Consider the following 16,977-nt stretch of genomic DNA (forward strand, 5'->3'; position numbering starts at 1 on the left):
ATGCCCACCGTCAGCGTCCTCGGTTCCACCATCCACCACCGCGAGTCCGGCGATCCCGACGGGCTGCCGTTCGTCTTCCTCCACGGCAACCCCACCTCCTCCCACCTGTGGCGCAACGTCCTGCCGGGAGTGGCGCGGCCGGGCCGTCGGCTGTTGGCTCCCGACCTCATCGGCATGGGTGACTCGGGCAAGCCCGACCTCGCCCACTCGTTCGACGACCACGCCCGCCACCTCGATGCCTGGTTCGACGCCCTCGGCCTCACCGAGGCCGTCCTCGTCGGGCACGACTGGGGCGGTGCGCTCGCCTTCGACCGGGCCGCCCGACTGCCGGGCACGGTGCGCGGCCTCGCCTTCACCGAGACGATCGTCAAACCGTTGGTGGGTGACGAGTTCCCGCCCGCGGGCCGGGAGTTGTTCACCCTGTTGCGGACGCCCGGGGTCGGCGAGGAGATGGTCCTGGAGAACTCGCTGTTCGTCGAGGGGCTCCCGGACACGCTCGCCACCGCGCTCGATCCCGTCGACCTCGATGTGTACCGCCGTCCCTTCCCGACCCCGCGCAGTCGTCGTCCGGTACTGGCGTGGGCGCGCATGATGCCGTTGGACGGCGAGCCCGCCGACGTCGTCGCCCGCGTCGAGCGCTACGACGCGTGGCTGGCGAACAGCCCCCACGTGCCCAAGCTGCTGGCCGCGTTCGAGCCGGGTCCGGGCGCCATGACGGACGCGGGGACGGTGGCGTGGTGCGAGGAGAACATCGCGGGGTTGGAGGTGTCCCGGCACGGCGTGGCCGGCCACCACTCGCCGGAGGACCGCCCGGAGGAGCTGGCCGCGGCGATCGACGGCTGGGCCACCCGGCACGGCCTGACGCGCCGGTAGGCGGCGGCGTGGCCGGCGGCCGGCTGGTGGGTGGCCGGGCGGCGGCAGGGGCACGCCGCCCGGGTTCCTCGTCGCCGCTCGTGGCGGGACCGGAAGGGGATGCCCTACCCCTCGGTGGCCGTCAGCAGGGTCCGGACGGCCTCGCACGCCCCGCGCGGGGTGGAGACGGGTCAGCGGTACGAGCGTTGGGCCTCGACCATGCGGTGCACGGAGCCGTCGATGTCCGTTCGGGCCTGGACGCGCTCGGCGAATCCGGGGAACTGCCCGGCGATGGCGCTGAGCAGGCGCAGTTCCAGTGGGGCCACGTTGATCTCGCAGCGGTCGCGGCGGACGGCTCGTACGACGCCGTCGGTGACCTGTCGGGGCGTCACCGTCCTGATCCCGCTCGGCGGGGTGGCGCCCGTGTCCGCGAACATGCCGGCCTCGCGGACGAAGCCGGGCTGGACGATGGACACCCCGACCCCGGTGCCCCTGAGTTCCTGGCGCAGGGCGAGGGCGAAGCCGCGCAGCCCGAACTTCGTGGCGTTGTAGAGGGAGGTCGACCGGGTCGCCGCCTTGCCGGAGATGGAACCGACCAGGACGATGTGGCCCCGCCCGCGGGCCACCATGTGCTCCGCGAGCAGTCGCGAGAGCAGTACGGGCGCACGGAGGTTGACGTCGAGGGCGCGGTCGAGTTGTTCCTCGGTGTAGTCGAGGAGGTCGCCGCTGGCGGGCAGGGCGGCGTTCGCGACGAGGACGTCGGTCGCGGCGCAGGTTTCGGCGAGCCGGACGACGTCGGACCGGACGGCCAGGTCGGCGACCACGGTACGGGCGCCGCAGGCGTCGGCGGTGGTCTTGAGGACCTCCTCCCGACGCCCGGTGAGCGTCAGGCGGGCTCCTCGCGCCGCGAGCCGCACCGCCATGTCGGCGCCGAGGCCACCGGTGGCCCCGGTGAGCAGAACGTTCGATCCGGATATGTCCATGATGACTCCCGTACGGCCGCCCTCAACTGTTCGTTCGAACGAACAGTAGGGATCGTCCCGCCGGCTGTCCACACCGCCCGGCACCCCAACTCGGCTTCCTCACAAGGGTGATCGCGATGGCCGATGGGGCAGTATGTCGACATGCCCCATGCTTCCGAGACCCGCCAGAGCATCATCGACGCCGTACTGCGGATCATCGGGCAGGACGGCGTCTCCGCCGTCAGCAACCGGCGGATCGCCAAGGAGGCCGGGGTCTCGCTCGGTTCGGTCACCTACCACTTCGCCACCCAGCACGAGCTGTTGCGCGAGAGCCTGCTGCACTTCGTGGCCGAGGAGACCCGGCACTTCACGGCGCTCGCCGACGAGTGTTCCGACGAGCGTTTCGACATCGGGCAGGCGGCCGAGGTGGTGGCCCGGGTCGCGGGCGGCAACGTCTTCGACAGCCGCCACATCGCGCCCTTCGAGCTGTACGTCCAGGCAGGTCGCGACGAGCGGTTGCGTGCCGCCGCGGCGGAGTGCTTCGCCGCCTACGACCTGTTGGCCACCCGGATCCTGACGCACCTCGGTGTGCCGGACCCCGAACGTCTGGCGGGCGTGACCGTCGCCCTGGTCTTCGGCCAGCAACTGCGCCGCCTGGCCACCGGGGCTCCCGCGGAGGAGCTCGTGGACGCCCTGCTGATCCTCACGAGGTTCACCCCGACGCAGGCCTCGTAGACCGCTCGGGCCGGTCGGGATCCGGGTGCTGGCCCGGTCCGGTGGGCAGGCCGGTCAGCGGCGTGGGGGACAGCGTGGTGGGTTCCTCACCCTGTTCGAGGAGCGTGTCGGCGGCCCCGACGATCAGCGGGTCGGGCCGGCCGATGGCATCCATGTCCTTGTTGTCGTAGTCGACGCGCCACAGCAGGCTGCGCATCGCCTCCAGCCGTCCGCGCCGTTTGTCGTTGCTCTTGACCACGGCCCAGGGGGCGGCCTCGGTGTCGGTGGCCCGGAACATCTCGACCTTGGCCCGCGTGTAGGCGTCCCACAGGTCCAGGGAGGCCAGGTCGGTGGGTGAGAGTTTCCACTGCCGGACGGGGTCCACCTGCCGGATCGCGAACCGGGTGCGCTGTTCGGCCCTGGAGACCGAGAACCAGAACTTGACGAGCAGGATCCCGTCGTCGACCAGCATCGTTTCGAAGGTCGGGCACTGTCGTAGGAAGAGGTCGTACTCGTCCTGTGTGCAGAACCCCATCACCTTCTCGACGCCTGCGCGGTTGTACCAGGACCGGTCGAAGAAGACGATCTCCCCCGGGCCCGGCAGGTGCGCCACGTAGCGTTGGAAGTACCACTGGCCGGCTTCCCGTTCGGTCGGCTTGTCCAGGGCGACGATGCGGGCCCCGCGGGGGTTGAGGCGTTCGGTGAAGCGTTGGATGGTGCCGCCCTTGCCCGCGGCGTCCCTTCCCTCGCAGAGCACCAGCACGCGGGCGCCCGTCTCCCGCACCCAGCGTTGCAGCTTCAGCAGTTCGATCTGCAGGATCCGCTTGTCCCGCTCGTAGTCGGCGCGCCGCACCTTCCGCCCGTACGGGTAGTTCTCCTGCCACGTCCGGATGGGCGCCCCTCCGGCGTCCAGGAGGACGGGTTGCTCCGGCCTGCTCGCGTCGACGCTCAACCCCGCCAGCAGGTTCTCGCCCGGTTCCACCGCTTCTTCTTCCACGCCGCGCGCCTACCCGACGATGCCGGGAGGAAGCGCGGTGGACGGGGCGAGAAACGTGGGAGCGTCGAAGCGTCGAACGGCGCGGACGGCGGGGACGGCGGGGCGGGAAACGCGGAGGGCGGGGCGGCAACCGTGTGGTTGCCGCCCCGCCCTGCGGGGACTGCTGCTGCCGCCCTCCGCGTCCGGCGCGAACGCGCTCAGATGCCGCGGGGGCCGCCGTAGTAGCCACCGACCTGCCGGTGGTAGTCCGCGTCGCCGAGGTGCTTGTCCTTCTCGAACTCGGGAGCGTTCTTGATCTGCTCCTTCGTGCGGTCGACGTAGATCTTCTCCTCGCCCGGATCGATGCGGGTCACCGTGCCGGCCGGGAGGAGGACTTCCTTGCCGAAGATCCACGGGCCGGTGTCGACCACGATGTAGGCGGAGCCGACCTCGTCCGAGTGCTTGTCGACCTTGCCGATGGAACCGTCGGCGGCCTCCACCTTGTAGCCCGTCAGGTCGACATCGTTCAGGCGGCCGGACGTTTCGCGGTAACCCCATACGTTCTCGGTCATACGAAATCCCCTCCAATAAGCTGAGAAACAGCGCCCGTCCCCCGAAATTCGGGAGGGGCGGGCAACCTCACGAAAAGTCGCCTGCCCCGGCGAATTCACTTCACACCCGGGAATCCGATGGAAGTTTCCGGGGCCACAGGCCGACCGGGCGCCGGCGGAGACGGCCGGAGCCGGCGGGAGCAGCCGCACATGCACGTGGGGCCCGCCCCCTCGACCGGGGCGGGCCCCACAGCGCATCGCCGCAGAACAGCGGCGTGTCTACCAGCGGTACCACCGACCGCTACCGCCCTTGGGACGGGCGACGAAGCCGACCAGCCACAGCACGAGAACGGCGATGGCGACCCACCAGAGGATCTTCACCGCGAAACCGGCACCGAAGAGGATCAGGGCGAGCAGAAGAACAAGAAGCAGGGGAATCATGGTTATTACCTCCGAGGCTTCGAATGCCCCCGCCCTCCCCGATCATGCATGCGAGCCTTTCCTGTTTCCCGTCGCCTTCCCATCGGCGCGGGAGGCCCGCGGGTGCTGGGCCCGAGCGGTAGATTGCGCAGCCGGTTCCGGTAGGAAGGTGGTCGCCCCATGGGCGTCGTACTCGCCGAGGTGACACCGCTCGCGCTGGGCATCGCCCTTTCCCCCTTCCCCGTCCTGCCCGCGATCCTGCTGCTCTTCGCGCCACGGCCGCGGGCGGCGGCCGGCGCCTTCCTCACCGGCTGGACGGCGGGGATCCTCGCGGTGACGGTCGCGAGCACGGCCCTCGCCTCGGTCGTGGAACGCCAGGAGCAGACGCCCACCTGGGCGTCCTGGACCAAGGCCGTTCTCGGCGCGGCGCTCGTCCTGTTGGCCGTCCGGCAGTGGCGCTCCGGCGCGGGCAAGGACACCCCGGCGTGGATGCGGGCCCTCACCGCCGCGACTCCGGCCAAGGGACTGCGGTTGGGCCTGCTGCTCTCGACCGCCAACCCCAAGTCCCTGCTGCTGGCCGTCGCTGCCGGGTTGACCATCGGCGCGGCCGAGCTGGGCACCGCCCGCGCCGCCACCGCCGTCGCGGTGTTCACCGCGATCGCCGTCGCGACCGTCGCGCTCCCCCTGCTGTCGCACGTCGTCCTCGGCGAGCGGGTCCTCGCCCCGTTGGGGCGGGCGAGGACGTGGTTGGAGACCCACAACGCCGCGGTGACGGCGGTGGTGATGGCCGTGATCGGCGTGCTCCTCATCGTGGAGGGCGCCGCCGGGATCTGACGGACGGCGTTGGCGTCCGGTGCCGGATCGGCAAGACTCGCGCGCATGTTTTCAGTGATTCAGAACGTGGCGATCGACTGTGCGGACCCCTACGGGCTGGCGCGGTTCTGGAGCGGTGTGACGGGCTGTCCGCCGGATCCGACGGACGAACCGGGCGCCCGGGAGACCCAGCTGACTCCGGCGCAGGGCCCGGTGCTGTACTTCAACCGGGTGCCGGAGGCCAAGACGGTCAAGAACCGGATCCACCTGTGCCTGCGCCCCGAGACCTCCCGCGACCTGGAGGTGGAACGGTTGATGGGCCTCGGGGCCACCCTCGTCGGCGATCACCGCGATCCCGACGGTTCGGGCTGGGCGGTCCTCGCGGATCCCGAGGGCAACGAGTTCTGCGTGCTGCGCAGCGCGTCCGAGAAGGCCGCCGCGGACCTCTGACCCGTGCGCGCCGGCCCGACCCGCCCCAGCGAAGTTACCGCGGGGTAGCCAGGTGGGGCGTCCGGGGGTAGCGTCGGCAGCCGAGAGGGGAGTCCCATGCCTCGTACGTTCACGGTGTCCGACAGCATCGTCGTCCTTGCCCAGCCCGCCGATGTCTACCGGAGGGTCTCCGACCCCGCCCGCATGGGCGACTGGAGCCCCGAGAACCTCGGTGCGACCGTTCACGGGGGCGCCGCACAGGCGCGCGTGGGCATGGTGTTCGACGGTCGCAACAAGCGCGGCGCCTTCCGGTGGACCACCCGGTGCACCGTGACGGCGGTCGAGGAGGGCCGTCTGTTCCGGTTCCGGGTGCACGCGATCGGTGTCCGGCAGCCGCGGGTACGCGGCCCCATCGCCACTTGGGAGTACCGGTTCGAGCCCGTCCCGGAGGGTACCCGGGTCACCGAGACGTGGACCGACGACCGCCGCTCGTGGCCCGACTTCGTGGCCCACGCCTTCGACCGGATCGCCACGCGGGGGCACACCTTCGCCGACTTCCAGCGGCGGAACATCCGCACCACCCTGCGCAACCTCAAGCGCGCCCTGGATCAACCGGCCGCCACCGAAGGGTGACGCCGCCGCGACCCGGCGCCGTGAGTCCCCGGCGCCGGGTCGGGACACGGGGCTCCCCGCGGGGAGCCCGCCCGCGCCTCCCGTCGTACGCCGCCGCGCCCCCGGGGTCCGTCGCCGCACTGCCGTCGGCCCCGCCCGTCCGGGCGGCGGACGACCGACTCATCGCCCCGGCCGTACCGGCCGCAGGCGGGACACGGCGTGCTCCTGGCCGGTGGTGCCCTCGCGCATGACCTGCGCCCGGTCCATCACCGCCCACCCGGCTGCGCCCTCGGCGTTGACCTCGTCGCGTGCGGCGCGCAGCCCGTAGTGTCCGTACAGCCGCTCCTCCTCCGACACGGACAGCACGCTGCCGCAGTCGAGTGCCGCGCAGGGAGCCTGCTCGATCAACGTCACCGGATAGGGCACCACCAGGCACCCGTCCTTCCACTCCGCCTTCCGCAGCGGGACGAACACACCGCCCAGCCCGGAAGCCCGGTCGACGACCCTCGCCCATTCGGGCCTGCCGGTGGTGTCGTCCACCAGGACGTGTTCCACCTGTCCCAGGCGCTGCCCCTGGTCCGTGTGCGCCGCGCATCCGGCCATGCCCGCGAGCTGGTCCTGAGTGATCACTGCTACTCCTCCTCCGACTGCCGTGTGCTGTCGTCCGTCGGCTACCCGCGCAGGGCGCCCGGAAGCGGTGGAACCGTCGCACGCGGTCCGACCGGGACGGTGGGGCCCGGTGCGAGGTGGGCGGAGGAGCCTGCGCCCCGGAGGGGACGACGAGGTCACCAGAAATGCATTCACCTCCGATCCATTGCAACGATCGGGATTCGATTCGTTGCGTTAGTCGGTGAGATGTTGCAACGAAATTACCCTTCTGAACAGGCAAAACAGTGGGTCGATGCAACGAGTTTGTTGCTCATTTCATGAACGCAACTTAGTGTTTCCCTCATCGGAAACAACGAATCCCAGGAGATCACCGTGCAGAAGTTCGAGACCCCCGCCCCCGTCGCAGCCGTCCTCGACATCCCCGCCGGACGCGTCCGACTCATCGCCGCCGACCGCCCCGACACCACCGTCGAGGTGCTGCCCGCCGACCCCGCCAAGGCACGCGACACGAAGGCCGCCGAGCAGACCACCGTCGACTACCGCGACGGCGTCCTGCGGATCGCCGCCGCCCCCGCCCGGAACCGCGTCCTCGGCAATCCCGGAGCCGTCGAGGTCACCGTCCAACTCCCGGCCGGCTCCCGCGTCGAGGCCACCGTCGCCGACGCGGAGTTCCGCGGCGTCGGACGCCTCGGCGACGTCACCCTCGAAGCCGCGCGGGCCGGCGTCAAGCTCGACGAGACCAACGCCGCCCGGCTCACCCTCCAGGCCGGCGACGTCACCATCGGCCGCCTCGGCGGACCCGCCGACATCAACACCCGGCAGGGCGACCTCCACATCACCGAGGCCACCCACGGCACCGTCACCCTGCGCACCGAGCAAGGCGACATCACCATCGGGACCGCCCGCGGCACTTCCGCCACCCTCGACGCCGGCACCCTCCACGGCCGCGTCCACAACAGCCTCCGCAACGTCGACGGCCCCACCGCCGGCCTCACCATCCACGCCACCACCTCCTACGGCGACATCACGGCCCGCAGCCACTGACGGAGCCCCGCGCCCGCGCCCCGTATCCCGTATCCCGTACCGACTCCCGAGGACGACGAAGAAGATGAGCACCACTCAGGACTACCGGGCCGCCGAACAGCTCCTTCGCCGGCCCGCCCGCCCCGGCGAGCTCGTCGTCGGTGACAAGGTCACGCCGCAGTGGATCGACGGCGGCACCCGATTCTGGTACGCGGTGAGCGACGGCGTCGGCCGGCGGTTCGTACGGGTCGATCCCGCGGCGGGCACCAGGGAGCCGGCCTTCGACCACGCCCTGCTCGCCGCCGCGCTGACCGCCGCGTCCGGTCAGCGGGTCGACCCCGGATCCCTGCCGTTCCTGAGCATCGAACTCACGCCGAACACGGTGGAGTTCGCCGCGTTCGGCGAGTACTGGCGCTGCCACCTGGACGGCTGGGTCTGCGAGCGGGCCGAGTTCACCCCGTCGGGCAATCCCCTGGAGGTACTGTCACCCGACGGCAGGACCGCGGTGTCCCGACGGGGATACGACCTGTGGGCACGCTCCCTGTCCGACGGCCGCGAGTGGGCGCTGACCACCGACGGCGCGCCCGACCACCGGTACGGCGCCGGTCCCGACTCCACGAGCAACGGCACCCTGCTGCGCAAGATCGGCCTGCCGCACCTGCCGCCCGCGGTGGCCTGGTCGCCCGACTCGACCAAGGTGCTGACGCACCGCACCGACGAGCGCGACGTCCGACGCACCCACCTCGTGGAGGCCGCGCCCGCCGACGGCGGCGCGCCCGTCCTGCACACGCAGCGGTACGCCCACCCCGGGGACGAGAACCTGCCACGGGCCGAGCTGGTCGTGCTGGACGTCGCCTCGGGCACGGTGGTCCGCGCGCAGGCCGAACCGCTGCTGATGCCGAACGTGTCACCGATCGCGACCGAGTGGGCGTGGTGGGCTCCGGACGGTACGGCGGTGTACTACCTCGACCGGCCCCGCGACCTGCGCACCCTCACCCTGTACCGGTTGGACCCGGTCACCGGCGCAGTCACCGCGGTGCTCGGTGAAACCGGCGACACCCGGGTGGACCCCAACCAGTGGCTGTACGAGCCGCCGATCGTGCGGGTGCTCGCCGACGAGGTGCTGTGGTACTCGCAGCGGGACGGCTGGGGCCACCTGTACCGGTACGACCTGCGCACCGGCGCACTGCTCGGGCGGGTCACCTCCGGATCGTGGGGGGTGCGGCGGATCCTGCGCGTCGACGAGGCGGAACGGGTGGTGTACTTCACCGCCGCCGGGTTGGTCGAGGAGGACCCGTACCGGCGGACGGTGTGCCGGGTCGGCCTCGACGGATCCGGGTTCGCCACGGTCACCGACGACGCCCTCGACCACGTCGTCACCGTGCCCGACCACCAGGAGTACTTCATCGACTCCGCGTCGACGGTCGACACCCCGCCGGTGTCCCGCGTGCGCGACTGGACCGGGCGGGTGCTGGTCGAGCTGGAGCGCGCCGACATCGGCAAGCTCACGGCGACCGGCTGGACGCCTCCGGAACGGTTCCGCGTCAAGGCGGCCGACGGTGTGACGGACATCTACGGGGTGCTGTACCGGCCGCGGGGGTTCGACCCGTCCCGACGCCACCCGGTGGTGGACCACGTGTACCCCGGTCCGCAGGTCAACCGGGTCGCCCCGTGCTTCGACCCCGGCGGGATGGGGCTCGACGCGGAGCCCCTCGCAGCGCTGGGCTTCGTCGTGGTGGCGCTGGACGGGCGGGGGACCCCGGGGCGCGACAAGTCCTTCCACGACGCCTCGTACGGTCGCCTGGCCGACGCGGGCAGCCTGGCCGACCACGTCGCGGCGCTGCGGCAGTTGGCCGCGAGCCGGCCGTGGATGGACCTGGACCGGGTCGGCGCGTTCGGCCACTCCGGGGGCGGTTTCGCGGCGGCGCGGGCGGTACTGGAATTCCCCGAGGTGTTCAGGGCGGGGGTCGCGCTCTCCGGCTCGCACGACGCCCGCGTCTTCAACCCGGGGTTCGTGGAGACCTACGACGGCGCGGACGATCCCGAGGCCTGGTCCCGTGCCTCCAACGTCTGCCTCGCGGACCGGCCGGCGGACCGGCCGGCGGGCAGGTTGTTGCTCGTGCACGGGGAACTGGACGACCAGGTCCATCCCGCCCACTCCCTGCGGTTGGCGAACCGGCTGATGGCCGCCGACCAGGACGTCGAGCTGGTGGTGGTGCCCGGGGCGGAGCACACGTTCATCGACTGCCTGGCCCACGTCCGCACGCGCGCCTGGGACTTCCTGGTGCGCACGCTGATGGACGCGCGGCCTCCCGCGTACCGCCCCGCCCGCATCCCCATCGGCCCCGAGTTGCTCGGCGAACTGTTCTCCTGAGCGGCGCAAGCGCCGGCGCCCGGGGCGATCGGACCACCCGGCGCGGACCGCTCGTGGTCGGTGCGGGCCGGGGGTGCCGGGGTTCGTGCGTGTCGTGGCCGGCGACGCCGTGGTGGGCTACGCGGCCGCGGCGGCCCGGAAGTCCTGGGCGGCCCGGCACACCGCCGCGGAAACCGGGGCGGCGTTCTCGGACAGGGCCGTCAGGCGGTCCCCGAGCGCGCGGCGCCGGTCGGACGACAGGGTGGTGGACAGGTGGCCGCCCGCGTGCGCGAGTCCGGCCAGCAGCGCGGCCCGGCCGTCGGCCCCGGCGGCGCCACCGGTTTCGCCCGCGGCGGCGGCCGGTCGGTCGGCAGCGGCTGCGGCCACCGCCGCCCGTACCTCCCCGGCCGCGGTGCGGCCGTCCGCGGTGAGGTCGGCCCGGTTCAGGGGGAAGACGCCGAAGACCCGCGTCATGCGTTGTTCCAGCAGGCCGTCCTTCTCCAAGCCCCTCAGCACGTTGTGGATCGATTCTCGACCGTCCCTCCGGACCCAGTACAGCCACTTTCGACCGGGCTCCGCGGCGATCCGCTGCCACACCTGCCTCAGCACGGCGTCCTGCGGAGCGTCGCCCGCCGCTTTCGCCGTGCCCGCCTCGTCCGTCAGGGCGCCACCGTCGAGCAGTTCGGCCAACATCGCACCGCGCACGGCCGGGGCCAGGTACTGCCGGACCGGAAGCTCGCCCGCCTCCTCGTCGAAGGCGAGCAGGATCATTTCGCCTGCCAAGGTCATCTCAGGTGTTCCTTTCGTACGGGCCCCGCACCGGCAACGACCACCGGGGTTCCGGCAGTCTGCCCTGCGGGAGCACGTCGATCCCACCTCCTCCCCCGCCGGTTCGGCCTCGGCGGCGCCTCCGCGGGGTCGCGCACCCGCCGGACGGGACGCGGCGGGCCGCGCGGGAAGTCGTTCGCCGTCGGGTGCGGCTCCTGGCACGCTGAACGGCATGGTTGCTCCTCAGGTCCCTGACGCCCCTCATGTCCGACAGGCCCGTCGTCTCGTCCATGACCGGTTCCCCGACGCCCTCTCGGTGGTCCTCGCCGGGTCCACGGCTGCCGGGCGGGCCACCGCGAGCAGCGACCTGGACATCGCGGTGCTCGTCGGGGACGGCGGCGCGACCCACCGGGAGACCGTCCGCTTCGAGGGGCGGCTCGTGGAGCTCTTCGTCCACACCCGGGCCGGTCTCGGCGAACTCTTCGCCGCGGACGTCGCCAACCGGCGGGCCGCCATGCAGCACATGTACGCCACCGGTCTCGTCCTGGTCGACGTGGACGGCGAGGCGCCGCGGGCCCGCGCCCTGGCCGAGGACGACCTGCGCGCGGGGCCGCCCGTACTGGACGCGCCGACCGTCGAGTCGAAGCGGTACGGGTTGACGGACTCGCTCGACGACCTCCTCGACGCGGCCGACCCCGTGGAAGGTCTGGCCGTGGCCGGGCACGTCCTCACGACGGCGGCCGACCTGCTCTGCGATCACCATCGGGCGTGGACGGGAGGCGGCAAGTGGCTGCCGCGGCGCCTCCTGGAGGCCGACCCCTCCCGGGGGGCCGCCCTGTTGGAGGGGCACCTGCGCATGTGCCGGGCGGGCGACCCGGCTGTCCTGGCCGGCGCGGCGTCGGTGGTCCTCGACCTGGTCGGCGGACCCCTGCGCGAGGGCTACCGGAGGACTTGGCCGAGCACGGCGCCGTCCGCTCCGTAGCCGCTGCTCGGTCCCACCGCCGGGCGCCGGCGGGCGTACCGGCCCGGTCGGGAACCCCGGGCGGGTGCACGGGGTGTGGTGGGCGGGTGATGCTGGGGCGCGGGCGGTGGCGTCGGCGGGCACCTCGTGCGTCCGCCCCGCAGGATGGGCGCGTATCCCCGCCTCCCCCCGTCTGGAGCCCGTCGTGCTGGAACGCACCCTGCGCAAGGACCGCACCAAGATCACCTTCGTTCTCCCCGCGGACATCCCGCCCGGCCCGGTCAGCGTGGTCGGCGACTTCAACGACTGGCAGCCCGGCGTCCACACCCTCCAGCCCCGCAAGGACGGGAAGCGCGCCGTCTCCGTGGACCTGCCCAGCAAGAGCAGCCACTCGTTCCGCTACCTGGCCGCCGGCGACTACTGGTTCAACGACGAGGCCGCGGGCGACCACGACGGTCCCAACAGCCGCCTCCACACCTGAGACCCGCTCCCGGTCCACGGGCCACAAGGCCTCCGGTCCCGGCGCGCCGGTCCACCGCCGCGCCGGTCCGCGGTGGCCCACTTCGCGTCGAGGCGGGGCCGGTCAGTGGACCTTGAACATGTAGCTCTTGACCGCGGCGGCGTCGAGGTTCCAGAACGTGACCATGGGGTTGTCGTCGATGTTCACGAAGCCGCCCTGGGGCAGCTTGACGGAAACCGACCCGCCCACCTCGTCGTTCGGGGTGCGGTCGTGGAAGAACACCTTCACCGCCGTCCTGTTCTCGGTCCGCGAGCCGCCTTCCCGGTAGAGGCGCACGGCCGAGTACGCCTTCTCCCCCGGGCCGATCGTGGCGGCCGTCCGTGCCGGGGACTCCATCGGGGGCGGCTGCACCTCGGAGTCCGAGGCGAAGCGGACGATCGGGTAGAAGTACAACGTGCAGGTCCGGTCGCCGGTGTTGACGGCCGTCATGAACAGGTTCCGCTCGGAGTCCTGCCGCTCGAACGACCCGGTGATCGCGACGTTCGCGGCCGTGCAGGGTGGGGGCGTGCTCCCCGACGCTCCGGGCTTGACCGACGCCGTCGGCTTCACCGGCGCGGTCGGCTTCGCCGGCGTACCGGGCGCGGCGGACGTGCTCGACCCGGCGGACGCACCGGGTGCGGCGGTGCCGGCTGAGTCCTCGGAAGAGGCGCTCGTACCGGAGGCGGACGCGCCCGGGGCGCCGGGAGCGGACGCGGATCCTGAAGCGGACGCGGACCCCGACGCACCCGGCGTACGGGACGCGCCACCCCCCGCGTGGTTCGCGCCGCCCTCAGCCTCGCAGGCCACGGATGACAGGAGCGCGACGACGGTCGCGGCCCCGAAAACGTAGTACTTCAAACCCATGCGGGCTGCACGCATGTCGAACCCCCGGTTTGTGCTGTCACGTGCTTCGTTGACGTGGCTGAAAGATAGGTCCGCGGGGGGTGCGGGCGCGGCCCACCAGGAGGTGATCGTCCACTGCTCCTCATGGGGTAGCGGATGTACCACCCTGGGTGTACGAGTGTCCGGACCGGGCCGTTTACGCTCGGGGCATGGCATTTCGGGGAGGGCGGTGGGGAGCCGTACGCGCCGTGCTCCCCCAAGTGGCCGACGCGGTCTACGCGGTCGGGTCGCTGGCGATTTCGGCGTCCATGCTCCACAACTGGCCCGACCCGACGAACCACTGGCGCGACTCCGACGCCCTGGCCTACGTCCTCGTCGCGGCCGTGTACCTGCCGTTGGCCGTCCGGCGTCTCGCACCCCTGCTCGTCTTCGCCGCGAACGCCGCGGTCGTCCTCACGTATCTGACACTGGCGTACTACCACCCGGTGGTGGTGTGCGGTCTGGCCCTCGCGAACTACACCGTCGCCGCGCACCGTCCGCGCGAGGTATCCGTGCCGTGCACCGTCGTCACCTGGCTGGTCCTGCTGTGGGGGACGCGGCTGGCCGAGCCCGGCATCGGCGCGCTCAGCGCCGCCTTCGTCACGGCGACGGCGGCCGTCACCTGGGTCACCGGGGACGTGTCGCGCCGACTCGGGGAACGCGGGCGCCGACTGGCCGCGTTGACCGAGCAGTTGCGGCGCGAGCAGGAGGAGCGGACGCGCAGGGCCGTCTCCGACGAGTGCATGCGCATCGCCCGCGAACTCCACGACGTGATCGCCCACCACGTGTCCGTCATATCGATCCAGGCGGGACTGGCCGACTACGTCTTCACCACGGACCCGCCGACCGCGCACAAGGCCGTCGGCGTCATCACGGACAGCGCCCGGGACGCCGGTGACGAGATGCGCCGGATGCTCGCCGTGCTGCGGCACGGCGTCCAACACACCGCGCACGACCGTACCGACGCCCTGCCCGACGCGGACGGCGCGGCTCCCGGCATGGCCCGTCTCGCGGAACTCGCCGGCCGGGTCCGGGCGGCGGGCGTGCCGGTCCGGATCACCGGGGACACCCTCGCCGACCCGCTGCCCGCCGGCCTGGACATGTGCGTGTACCGGGTCGTGCAGGAGGCGCTGACCAACGTGCTCAAACACGCGCCGACGGCCACCGCCACCGTCACCTTCTCGCGCGGCCGGGGCACGGTCCGGGTCCGCGTCACCGATGACGGGCCCTCCCGTCCGGTGACCGAGGGACGGGACGGGACGGGCCACGGTTTGATCGGCATGCGTGAGCGGGCAATCATCTACGGCGGGACCGTCACGGCCGGTGCCCGCCCCCAAGGGGGATTCGAGGTCGATCTCGTCATGCCCGTACCGGACGTGTGACCACGGTCGGCGACGGGTCGGCGACCGGTCGGCGACGAGGAGAGCCGTCGTCTGGGGGAACGCAGCACATGCCCGAGGTCCTTGTGGTCGACGACCAGATCCTCGTCCGCTCCGGACTCGCCGCACTGCTGCGGGCCGCACCGGACATCGAGGTCGTCGCCGAGGCGGACAGCGGCGAGGAGGCCGTGGCGCTGGCCGCCGAACTGCGGCCCGACGTGGTCCTGATGGACGTCCGCATGCCCGGCATCGGTGGGATCGCGGCGACGCGCGCCATCGTCGAACGATCACCGGCTCCGCATCCGAGGGTCATCATGCTGACGACCTTCGACCTGGACGTGTACGTGTACGACGCGCTCCGGGCCGGGGCCGCCGGCTACCTCCTCAAGAACACCCCGCCGCAACGGCTCCTGTCGGCCATCCACACCGTCCACGCCGGTGAGACGTTGCTGAGCCCCGCGGCCCTGGCCGGGCTCATGAAGGCGTGCGGCCCCGGCCCGGAGCGCAGTCGTCCGCGCCCCGATCTCGGTGCGCTGACGCCGCGCGAGGTCGAGATACTGACGCTGGTCGGCACCGGCCTGTCCAACAGCGACATCGCGGGCCGCCTCGTGCTCAGCCCCGCGACCATCAAGACGCACGTCCACCGGTGCATGACCAAACTCGCCCTCACCAGTCGCGCCCAGGCCGTCGTCCTCGCCTACGAGGCGGGCCTCATCACGGCCTGACGGGTGGCCACGGGCCGGTCCCGGCACGCCGGCCGGGTGGAACCGGGTCGAGCCGGGCCGGGGCGGGGCCGCGGCCGGGTCACAGACCGGCTTCCTTGCCGCATCGGGGCCAGGCACCGGGGCCCTGGACCTGCATGACGCGCTCGGCGACGTCGATCTGTTGGGCCCGGTCGGCTTCGTTCGCGCGGGCGGCGAAGTGCGTTCCGCCGAAGGCGGTCCAGGTGGACGCGGTGAACTGGAGTCCGCCGCTGAAGCCGTTTCCGGTGCCGGTCGCCCAGTTCCCGCCGGATTCGCACGCGGCGACCCGGTCCCACGGGGTGGAATCGGTGGCCGCCTGCGTCGTGGGGGCCACGATCACGGGCAGGAACGCTCCTGCCATGAGCAGGACCGCCGCGACGGCTCGGGCAGCGAACATGACGGGTCTCCTTCCATCGACAGCCCACCACCCTGACCCGGATCGAGGGACCGCGGGTCGACCGATCGGGGTAGGCGGGGTGATGACCGGGCGGCGGACCCGATCCGCTCCGCCCCGGTCGTTCCGGGCGGGGCCGGAGCTGTGGCGGGGTGACGGAGCGGGTACCGGCGTGCGCGGGCAGTACCTGACCCGACCGGCCCCGACCCGCCCGCCCCGCAGGCCCGGGCCCGCCGCCGGGCGGGCCGGTCGGGCGGGTCGGGCCGGGTCAGGGGCAGATCGGTCGGGGACCGGTCGGATCGGGTAGGCTGCGGTCGGATCGGGTCAGTCCCACTGCTCGTCCGCGAGGGAGGCGACCGGGGCGGGCTTGCCGATCAGGGCCAGGGCGATGAAGAAGTTGATCTGGCCGATCGCGATGGTGAGGGTGGCGAGGGCCTTCTCGTCGTAGTGCTTCGCGGCCTCGGCGTACAGCTCGTCGCCGACGCGCTCCTGGCCGCGCGGGGCGGGCTGGAGGACGGCCTCGACCAGGGCGAGCGCGGCCCGCTCGGCCGGGGTGAAGTACGGGGCGTCCTGCCAGGACGAGACGGCCGTGATGCGCTCCTCGGACTCGCCGGCCTTGCGGAGGAAACCGGTGTTCAGGACGGTCAGGTAGGTGTTGCCGACGATCTGCCCGGCCCGGAGGTGGACCAGGCTCATCGTGGCGCGCGGGACGGAACGGTTGCCCGTGGCGCGGAACAGGGCGGCGCTGATGTCGTTCAGCTCCGGAACGAACTCGGCCGGGTTCGCCATCCGCGAGAGGGGGCGGGTGGTGGCCTTGCCGTCGACGTCGGTCCCGGCGTTGGTGTCGTTGTCGGTGTGGGTGTCGTTGTCGGTGTGGGTGCGCGTCATGGCGGTCTCCGGTGGCTGGGGCCGTTGCTCGCTGCGTCGGCTACACCGCATTGACGGACGGGCCGCCGGGAGTGTGACAGCTCCGGAGAAAAAACTTCTGCCGGTGTCGTCGCCCGGCGCCGGACACCGGGCGGGGGCGGCGTCGGTGC

The 16,977-nt window shown here is 72.4% G+C and carries 21 protein-coding genes; 12 read left to right on the forward strand and 9 right to left on the reverse strand.

Annotated features, from left to right (window positions below):
* Nucleotides 1-873: a haloalkane dehalogenase gene (locus ACZ58N_RS34030; RefSeq protein WP_471167980.1), complete on the forward strand. Its 873-nt coding sequence runs from the start codon at nucleotides 1-3 to the stop codon at nucleotides 871-873.
* 170 nt (nucleotides 874-1,043) lie between these two features.
* Here ACZ58N_RS34030 and ACZ58N_RS34035 read toward each other — a convergent pair whose 3' ends face one another.
* Nucleotides 1,044-1,835, reverse strand: coding sequence for an SDR family NAD(P)-dependent oxidoreductase (locus ACZ58N_RS34035; protein ID WP_471167982.1), 792 nt, complete (start codon nucleotides 1,833-1,835; stop codon nucleotides 1,044-1,046).
* Nucleotides 1,836-1,976: 141 nt separating this feature from the next.
* Between ACZ58N_RS34035 and ACZ58N_RS34040 the strand changes: the two genes are divergently transcribed.
* Entirely contained in the window at nucleotides 1,977-2,549 is a 573-nt protein-coding gene (locus ACZ58N_RS34040) for a TetR/AcrR family transcriptional regulator (RefSeq protein WP_471167985.1), read from the forward strand.
* Here the strand turns inward: ACZ58N_RS34040 and ppk2 are convergent.
* The 3 genes from ppk2 to ACZ58N_RS34055 form a co-directional block, all read right to left on the reverse strand.
* The gene (gene ppk2 / locus ACZ58N_RS34045) at nucleotides 2,527-3,525 is read right to left on the reverse strand and encodes a polyphosphate kinase 2 (RefSeq protein WP_471167988.1); all 999 of its coding nucleotides are present in this window, start codon (nucleotides 3,523-3,525) and stop codon (nucleotides 2,527-2,529) included. The two genes, ACZ58N_RS34040 and ppk2, sit on opposite strands and share 23 nt — an antisense overlap.
* 197 nt (nucleotides 3,526-3,722) lie before the next feature.
* On the reverse strand, nucleotides 3,723-4,076 hold the full coding sequence (locus tag ACZ58N_RS34050) for a PRC-barrel domain-containing protein (protein ID WP_471167991.1): 354 nt from the start codon (nucleotides 4,074-4,076) through the stop codon (nucleotides 3,723-3,725).
* 258 nt (nucleotides 4,077-4,334) lie between these two features.
* Nucleotides 4,335-4,496: a hydrophobic protein gene (locus ACZ58N_RS34055; RefSeq protein ID WP_389705459.1), complete on the reverse strand. Its 162-nt coding sequence runs from the start codon at nucleotides 4,494-4,496 to the stop codon at nucleotides 4,335-4,337.
* A gap of 159 nt (nucleotides 4,497-4,655) precedes the next feature.
* On the opposite strand from ACZ58N_RS34055, the gene ACZ58N_RS34060 reads away from it, so the two are divergent.
* The 3 genes from ACZ58N_RS34060 (at nucleotide 4,656) to ACZ58N_RS34070 (ending at nucleotide 6,350) form a co-directional block, all read left to right on the forward strand.
* Nucleotides 4,656-5,309, forward strand: a complete 654-nt coding sequence (locus tag ACZ58N_RS34060; protein WP_471167994.1) for a GAP family protein — start codon at nucleotides 4,656-4,658, stop codon at nucleotides 5,307-5,309.
* A 45-nt stretch (nucleotides 5,310-5,354) separates the two neighbouring features.
* On the forward strand, nucleotides 5,355-5,738 hold the full coding sequence (locus ACZ58N_RS34065) for a VOC family protein (protein WP_471167996.1): 384 nt from the start codon (nucleotides 5,355-5,357) through the stop codon (nucleotides 5,736-5,738).
* Between the two features lie 96 nt (nucleotides 5,739-5,834).
* On the forward strand, nucleotides 5,835-6,350 hold the full coding sequence (locus ACZ58N_RS34070) for an SRPBCC family protein (protein WP_471167999.1): 516 nt from the start codon (nucleotides 5,835-5,837) through the stop codon (nucleotides 6,348-6,350).
* A 159-nt stretch (nucleotides 6,351-6,509) separates the two neighbouring features.
* On the opposite strand, the gene ACZ58N_RS34075 is transcribed toward ACZ58N_RS34070, so the two are convergent.
* Nucleotides 6,510-6,959, reverse strand: a complete 450-nt coding sequence (locus ACZ58N_RS34075; protein ID WP_471168002.1) for a PRC-barrel domain-containing protein — start codon at nucleotides 6,957-6,959, stop codon at nucleotides 6,510-6,512.
* A 351-nt stretch (nucleotides 6,960-7,310) separates the two neighbouring features.
* Here ACZ58N_RS34075 and ACZ58N_RS34080 point away from each other — a divergent pair, with 351 nt between their 5' ends.
* Both ACZ58N_RS34080 and ACZ58N_RS34085 read left to right on the forward strand, forming a co-directional pair.
* Nucleotides 7,311-7,982 carry a DUF4097 family beta strand repeat-containing protein gene (locus tag ACZ58N_RS34080; protein WP_471168004.1) on the forward strand — a complete coding sequence of 224 codons (672 nt, stop codon included), beginning with the start codon at nucleotides 7,311-7,313 and terminating at the stop codon, nucleotides 7,980-7,982.
* A 64-nt stretch (nucleotides 7,983-8,046) separates the two neighbouring features.
* Nucleotides 8,047-10,335, forward strand: coding sequence for a S9 family peptidase (locus ACZ58N_RS34085; protein WP_471168007.1), 2,289 nt, complete (start codon nucleotides 8,047-8,049; stop codon nucleotides 10,333-10,335).
* A gap of 117 nt (nucleotides 10,336-10,452) precedes the next feature.
* Here the strand turns inward: ACZ58N_RS34085 and ACZ58N_RS34090 are convergent, their stop codons facing one another.
* The gene (locus ACZ58N_RS34090; protein WP_471168009.1) at nucleotides 10,453-11,103 is read right to left on the reverse strand and encodes a GOLPH3/VPS74 family protein; all 651 of its coding nucleotides are present in this window, start codon (nucleotides 11,101-11,103) and stop codon (nucleotides 10,453-10,455) included.
* Between the two features lie 211 nt (nucleotides 11,104-11,314).
* Between ACZ58N_RS34090 and ACZ58N_RS34095 the strand changes: the two genes are divergently transcribed.
* The gene (locus ACZ58N_RS34095) at nucleotides 11,315-12,064 is read left to right on the forward strand and encodes a nucleotidyltransferase domain-containing protein (RefSeq protein WP_471168012.1); all 750 of its coding nucleotides are present in this window, start codon (nucleotides 11,315-11,317) and stop codon (nucleotides 12,062-12,064) included.
* Between the two features lie 184 nt (nucleotides 12,065-12,248).
* Nucleotides 12,249-12,524, forward strand: a complete 276-nt coding sequence (locus ACZ58N_RS34100; protein ID WP_389705542.1) for an isoamylase early set domain-containing protein — start codon at nucleotides 12,249-12,251, stop codon at nucleotides 12,522-12,524.
* A gap of 102 nt (nucleotides 12,525-12,626) precedes the next feature.
* Here ACZ58N_RS34100 and ACZ58N_RS34105 read toward each other — a convergent pair whose 3' ends face one another.
* Nucleotides 12,627-13,037: a DUF4232 domain-containing protein gene (locus ACZ58N_RS34105; protein WP_471168068.1), complete on the reverse strand. Its 411-nt coding sequence runs from the start codon at nucleotides 13,035-13,037 to the stop codon at nucleotides 12,627-12,629.
* Here ACZ58N_RS34105 and ACZ58N_RS34110 point away from each other — a divergent pair.
* The 3 genes from ACZ58N_RS34110 to ACZ58N_RS34120 all read left to right on the forward strand — a co-directional run bounded on the left by ACZ58N_RS34110 (nucleotide 12,991) and on the right by ACZ58N_RS34120 (nucleotide 15,528).
* Nucleotides 12,991-13,392, forward strand: a complete 402-nt coding sequence (locus ACZ58N_RS34110) for a hypothetical protein (protein WP_471168077.1) — start codon at nucleotides 12,991-12,993, stop codon at nucleotides 13,390-13,392. The two genes, ACZ58N_RS34105 and ACZ58N_RS34110, sit on opposite strands and share 47 nt — an antisense overlap.
* 202 nt (nucleotides 13,393-13,594) lie before the next feature.
* Nucleotides 13,595-14,806, forward strand: coding sequence for a sensor histidine kinase (locus ACZ58N_RS34115; RefSeq protein WP_471168015.1), 1,212 nt, complete (start codon nucleotides 13,595-13,597; stop codon nucleotides 14,804-14,806).
* A 68-nt stretch (nucleotides 14,807-14,874) separates the two neighbouring features.
* Nucleotides 14,875-15,528, forward strand: coding sequence for a response regulator (locus tag ACZ58N_RS34120; RefSeq protein WP_471168017.1), 654 nt, complete (start codon nucleotides 14,875-14,877; stop codon nucleotides 15,526-15,528).
* Between the two features lie 79 nt (nucleotides 15,529-15,607).
* Here ACZ58N_RS34120 and ACZ58N_RS34125 read toward each other — a convergent pair whose 3' ends face one another.
* A complete protein-coding gene (locus tag ACZ58N_RS34125; protein ID WP_471168020.1) occupies nucleotides 15,608-15,943 on the reverse strand; it encodes a transglycosylase family protein in 336 nt (111 codons plus the stop codon).
* A 321-nt stretch (nucleotides 15,944-16,264) separates the two neighbouring features.
* Nucleotides 16,265-16,729 carry a carboxymuconolactone decarboxylase family protein gene (locus tag ACZ58N_RS34130; protein WP_471168071.1) on the reverse strand — a complete coding sequence of 155 codons (465 nt, stop codon included), beginning with the start codon at nucleotides 16,727-16,729 and terminating at the stop codon, nucleotides 16,265-16,267.
* Nucleotides 16,730-16,977: the final 248 nt, after the last annotated feature.

The sequence above is a fragment of the Streptomyces sp. NPDC040432 genome (assembly GCF_055595445.1).

Coding starts and splice junctions, on each gene's coding strand:
- ACZ58N_RS34120 (WP_471168017.1), top strand. CDS start 14,875: ATGCCCGAGGTCCTTGTGGTCGACGACCAGATCCTCGTCCGCTCCGGA.
- ACZ58N_RS34040 (WP_471167985.1), top strand. CDS start 1,977: ATGCCCCATGCTTCCGAGACCCGCCAGAGCATCATCGACGCCGTACTG.
- ACZ58N_RS34090 (WP_471168009.1), bottom strand. CDS start 11,103: ATGACCTTGGCAGGCGAAATGATCCTGCTCGCCTTCGACGAGGAGGCG.
- ACZ58N_RS34035 (WP_471167982.1), bottom strand. CDS start 1,835: ATGGACATATCCGGATCGAACGTTCTGCTCACCGGGGCCACCGGTGGC.
- ACZ58N_RS34055 (WP_389705459.1), bottom strand. CDS start 4,496: ATGATTCCCCTGCTTCTTGTTCTTCTGCTCGCCCTGATCCTCTTCGGT.
- ACZ58N_RS34050 (WP_471167991.1), bottom strand. CDS start 4,076: ATGACCGAGAACGTATGGGGTTACCGCGAAACGTCCGGCCGCCTGAAC.
- ACZ58N_RS34070 (WP_471167999.1), top strand. CDS start 5,835: ATGCCTCGTACGTTCACGGTGTCCGACAGCATCGTCGTCCTTGCCCAG.
- ACZ58N_RS34085 (WP_471168007.1), top strand. CDS start 8,047: ATGAGCACCACTCAGGACTACCGGGCCGCCGAACAGCTCCTTCGCCGG.
- ACZ58N_RS34060 (WP_471167994.1), top strand. CDS start 4,656: ATGGGCGTCGTACTCGCCGAGGTGACACCGCTCGCGCTGGGCATCGCC.
- ACZ58N_RS34065 (WP_471167996.1), top strand. CDS start 5,355: ATGTTTTCAGTGATTCAGAACGTGGCGATCGACTGTGCGGACCCCTAC.
- ACZ58N_RS34030 (WP_471167980.1), top strand. CDS start 1: ATGCCCACCGTCAGCGTCCTCGGTTCCACCATCCACCACCGCGAGTCC.
- ACZ58N_RS34115 (WP_471168015.1), top strand. CDS start 13,595: ATGGCATTTCGGGGAGGGCGGTGGGGAGCCGTACGCGCCGTGCTCCCC.
- ACZ58N_RS34095 (WP_471168012.1), top strand. CDS start 11,315: ATGGTTGCTCCTCAGGTCCCTGACGCCCCTCATGTCCGACAGGCCCGT.
- ACZ58N_RS34130 (WP_471168071.1), bottom strand. CDS start 16,729: ATGGCGAACCCGGCCGAGTTCGTTCCGGAGCTGAACGACATCAGCGCC.
- ACZ58N_RS34125 (WP_471168020.1), bottom strand. CDS start 15,943: ATGTTCGCTGCCCGAGCCGTCGCGGCGGTCCTGCTCATGGCAGGAGCG.
- ACZ58N_RS34110 (WP_471168077.1), top strand. CDS start 12,991: ATGAACAGGTTCCGCTCGGAGTCCTGCCGCTCGAACGACCCGGTGATC.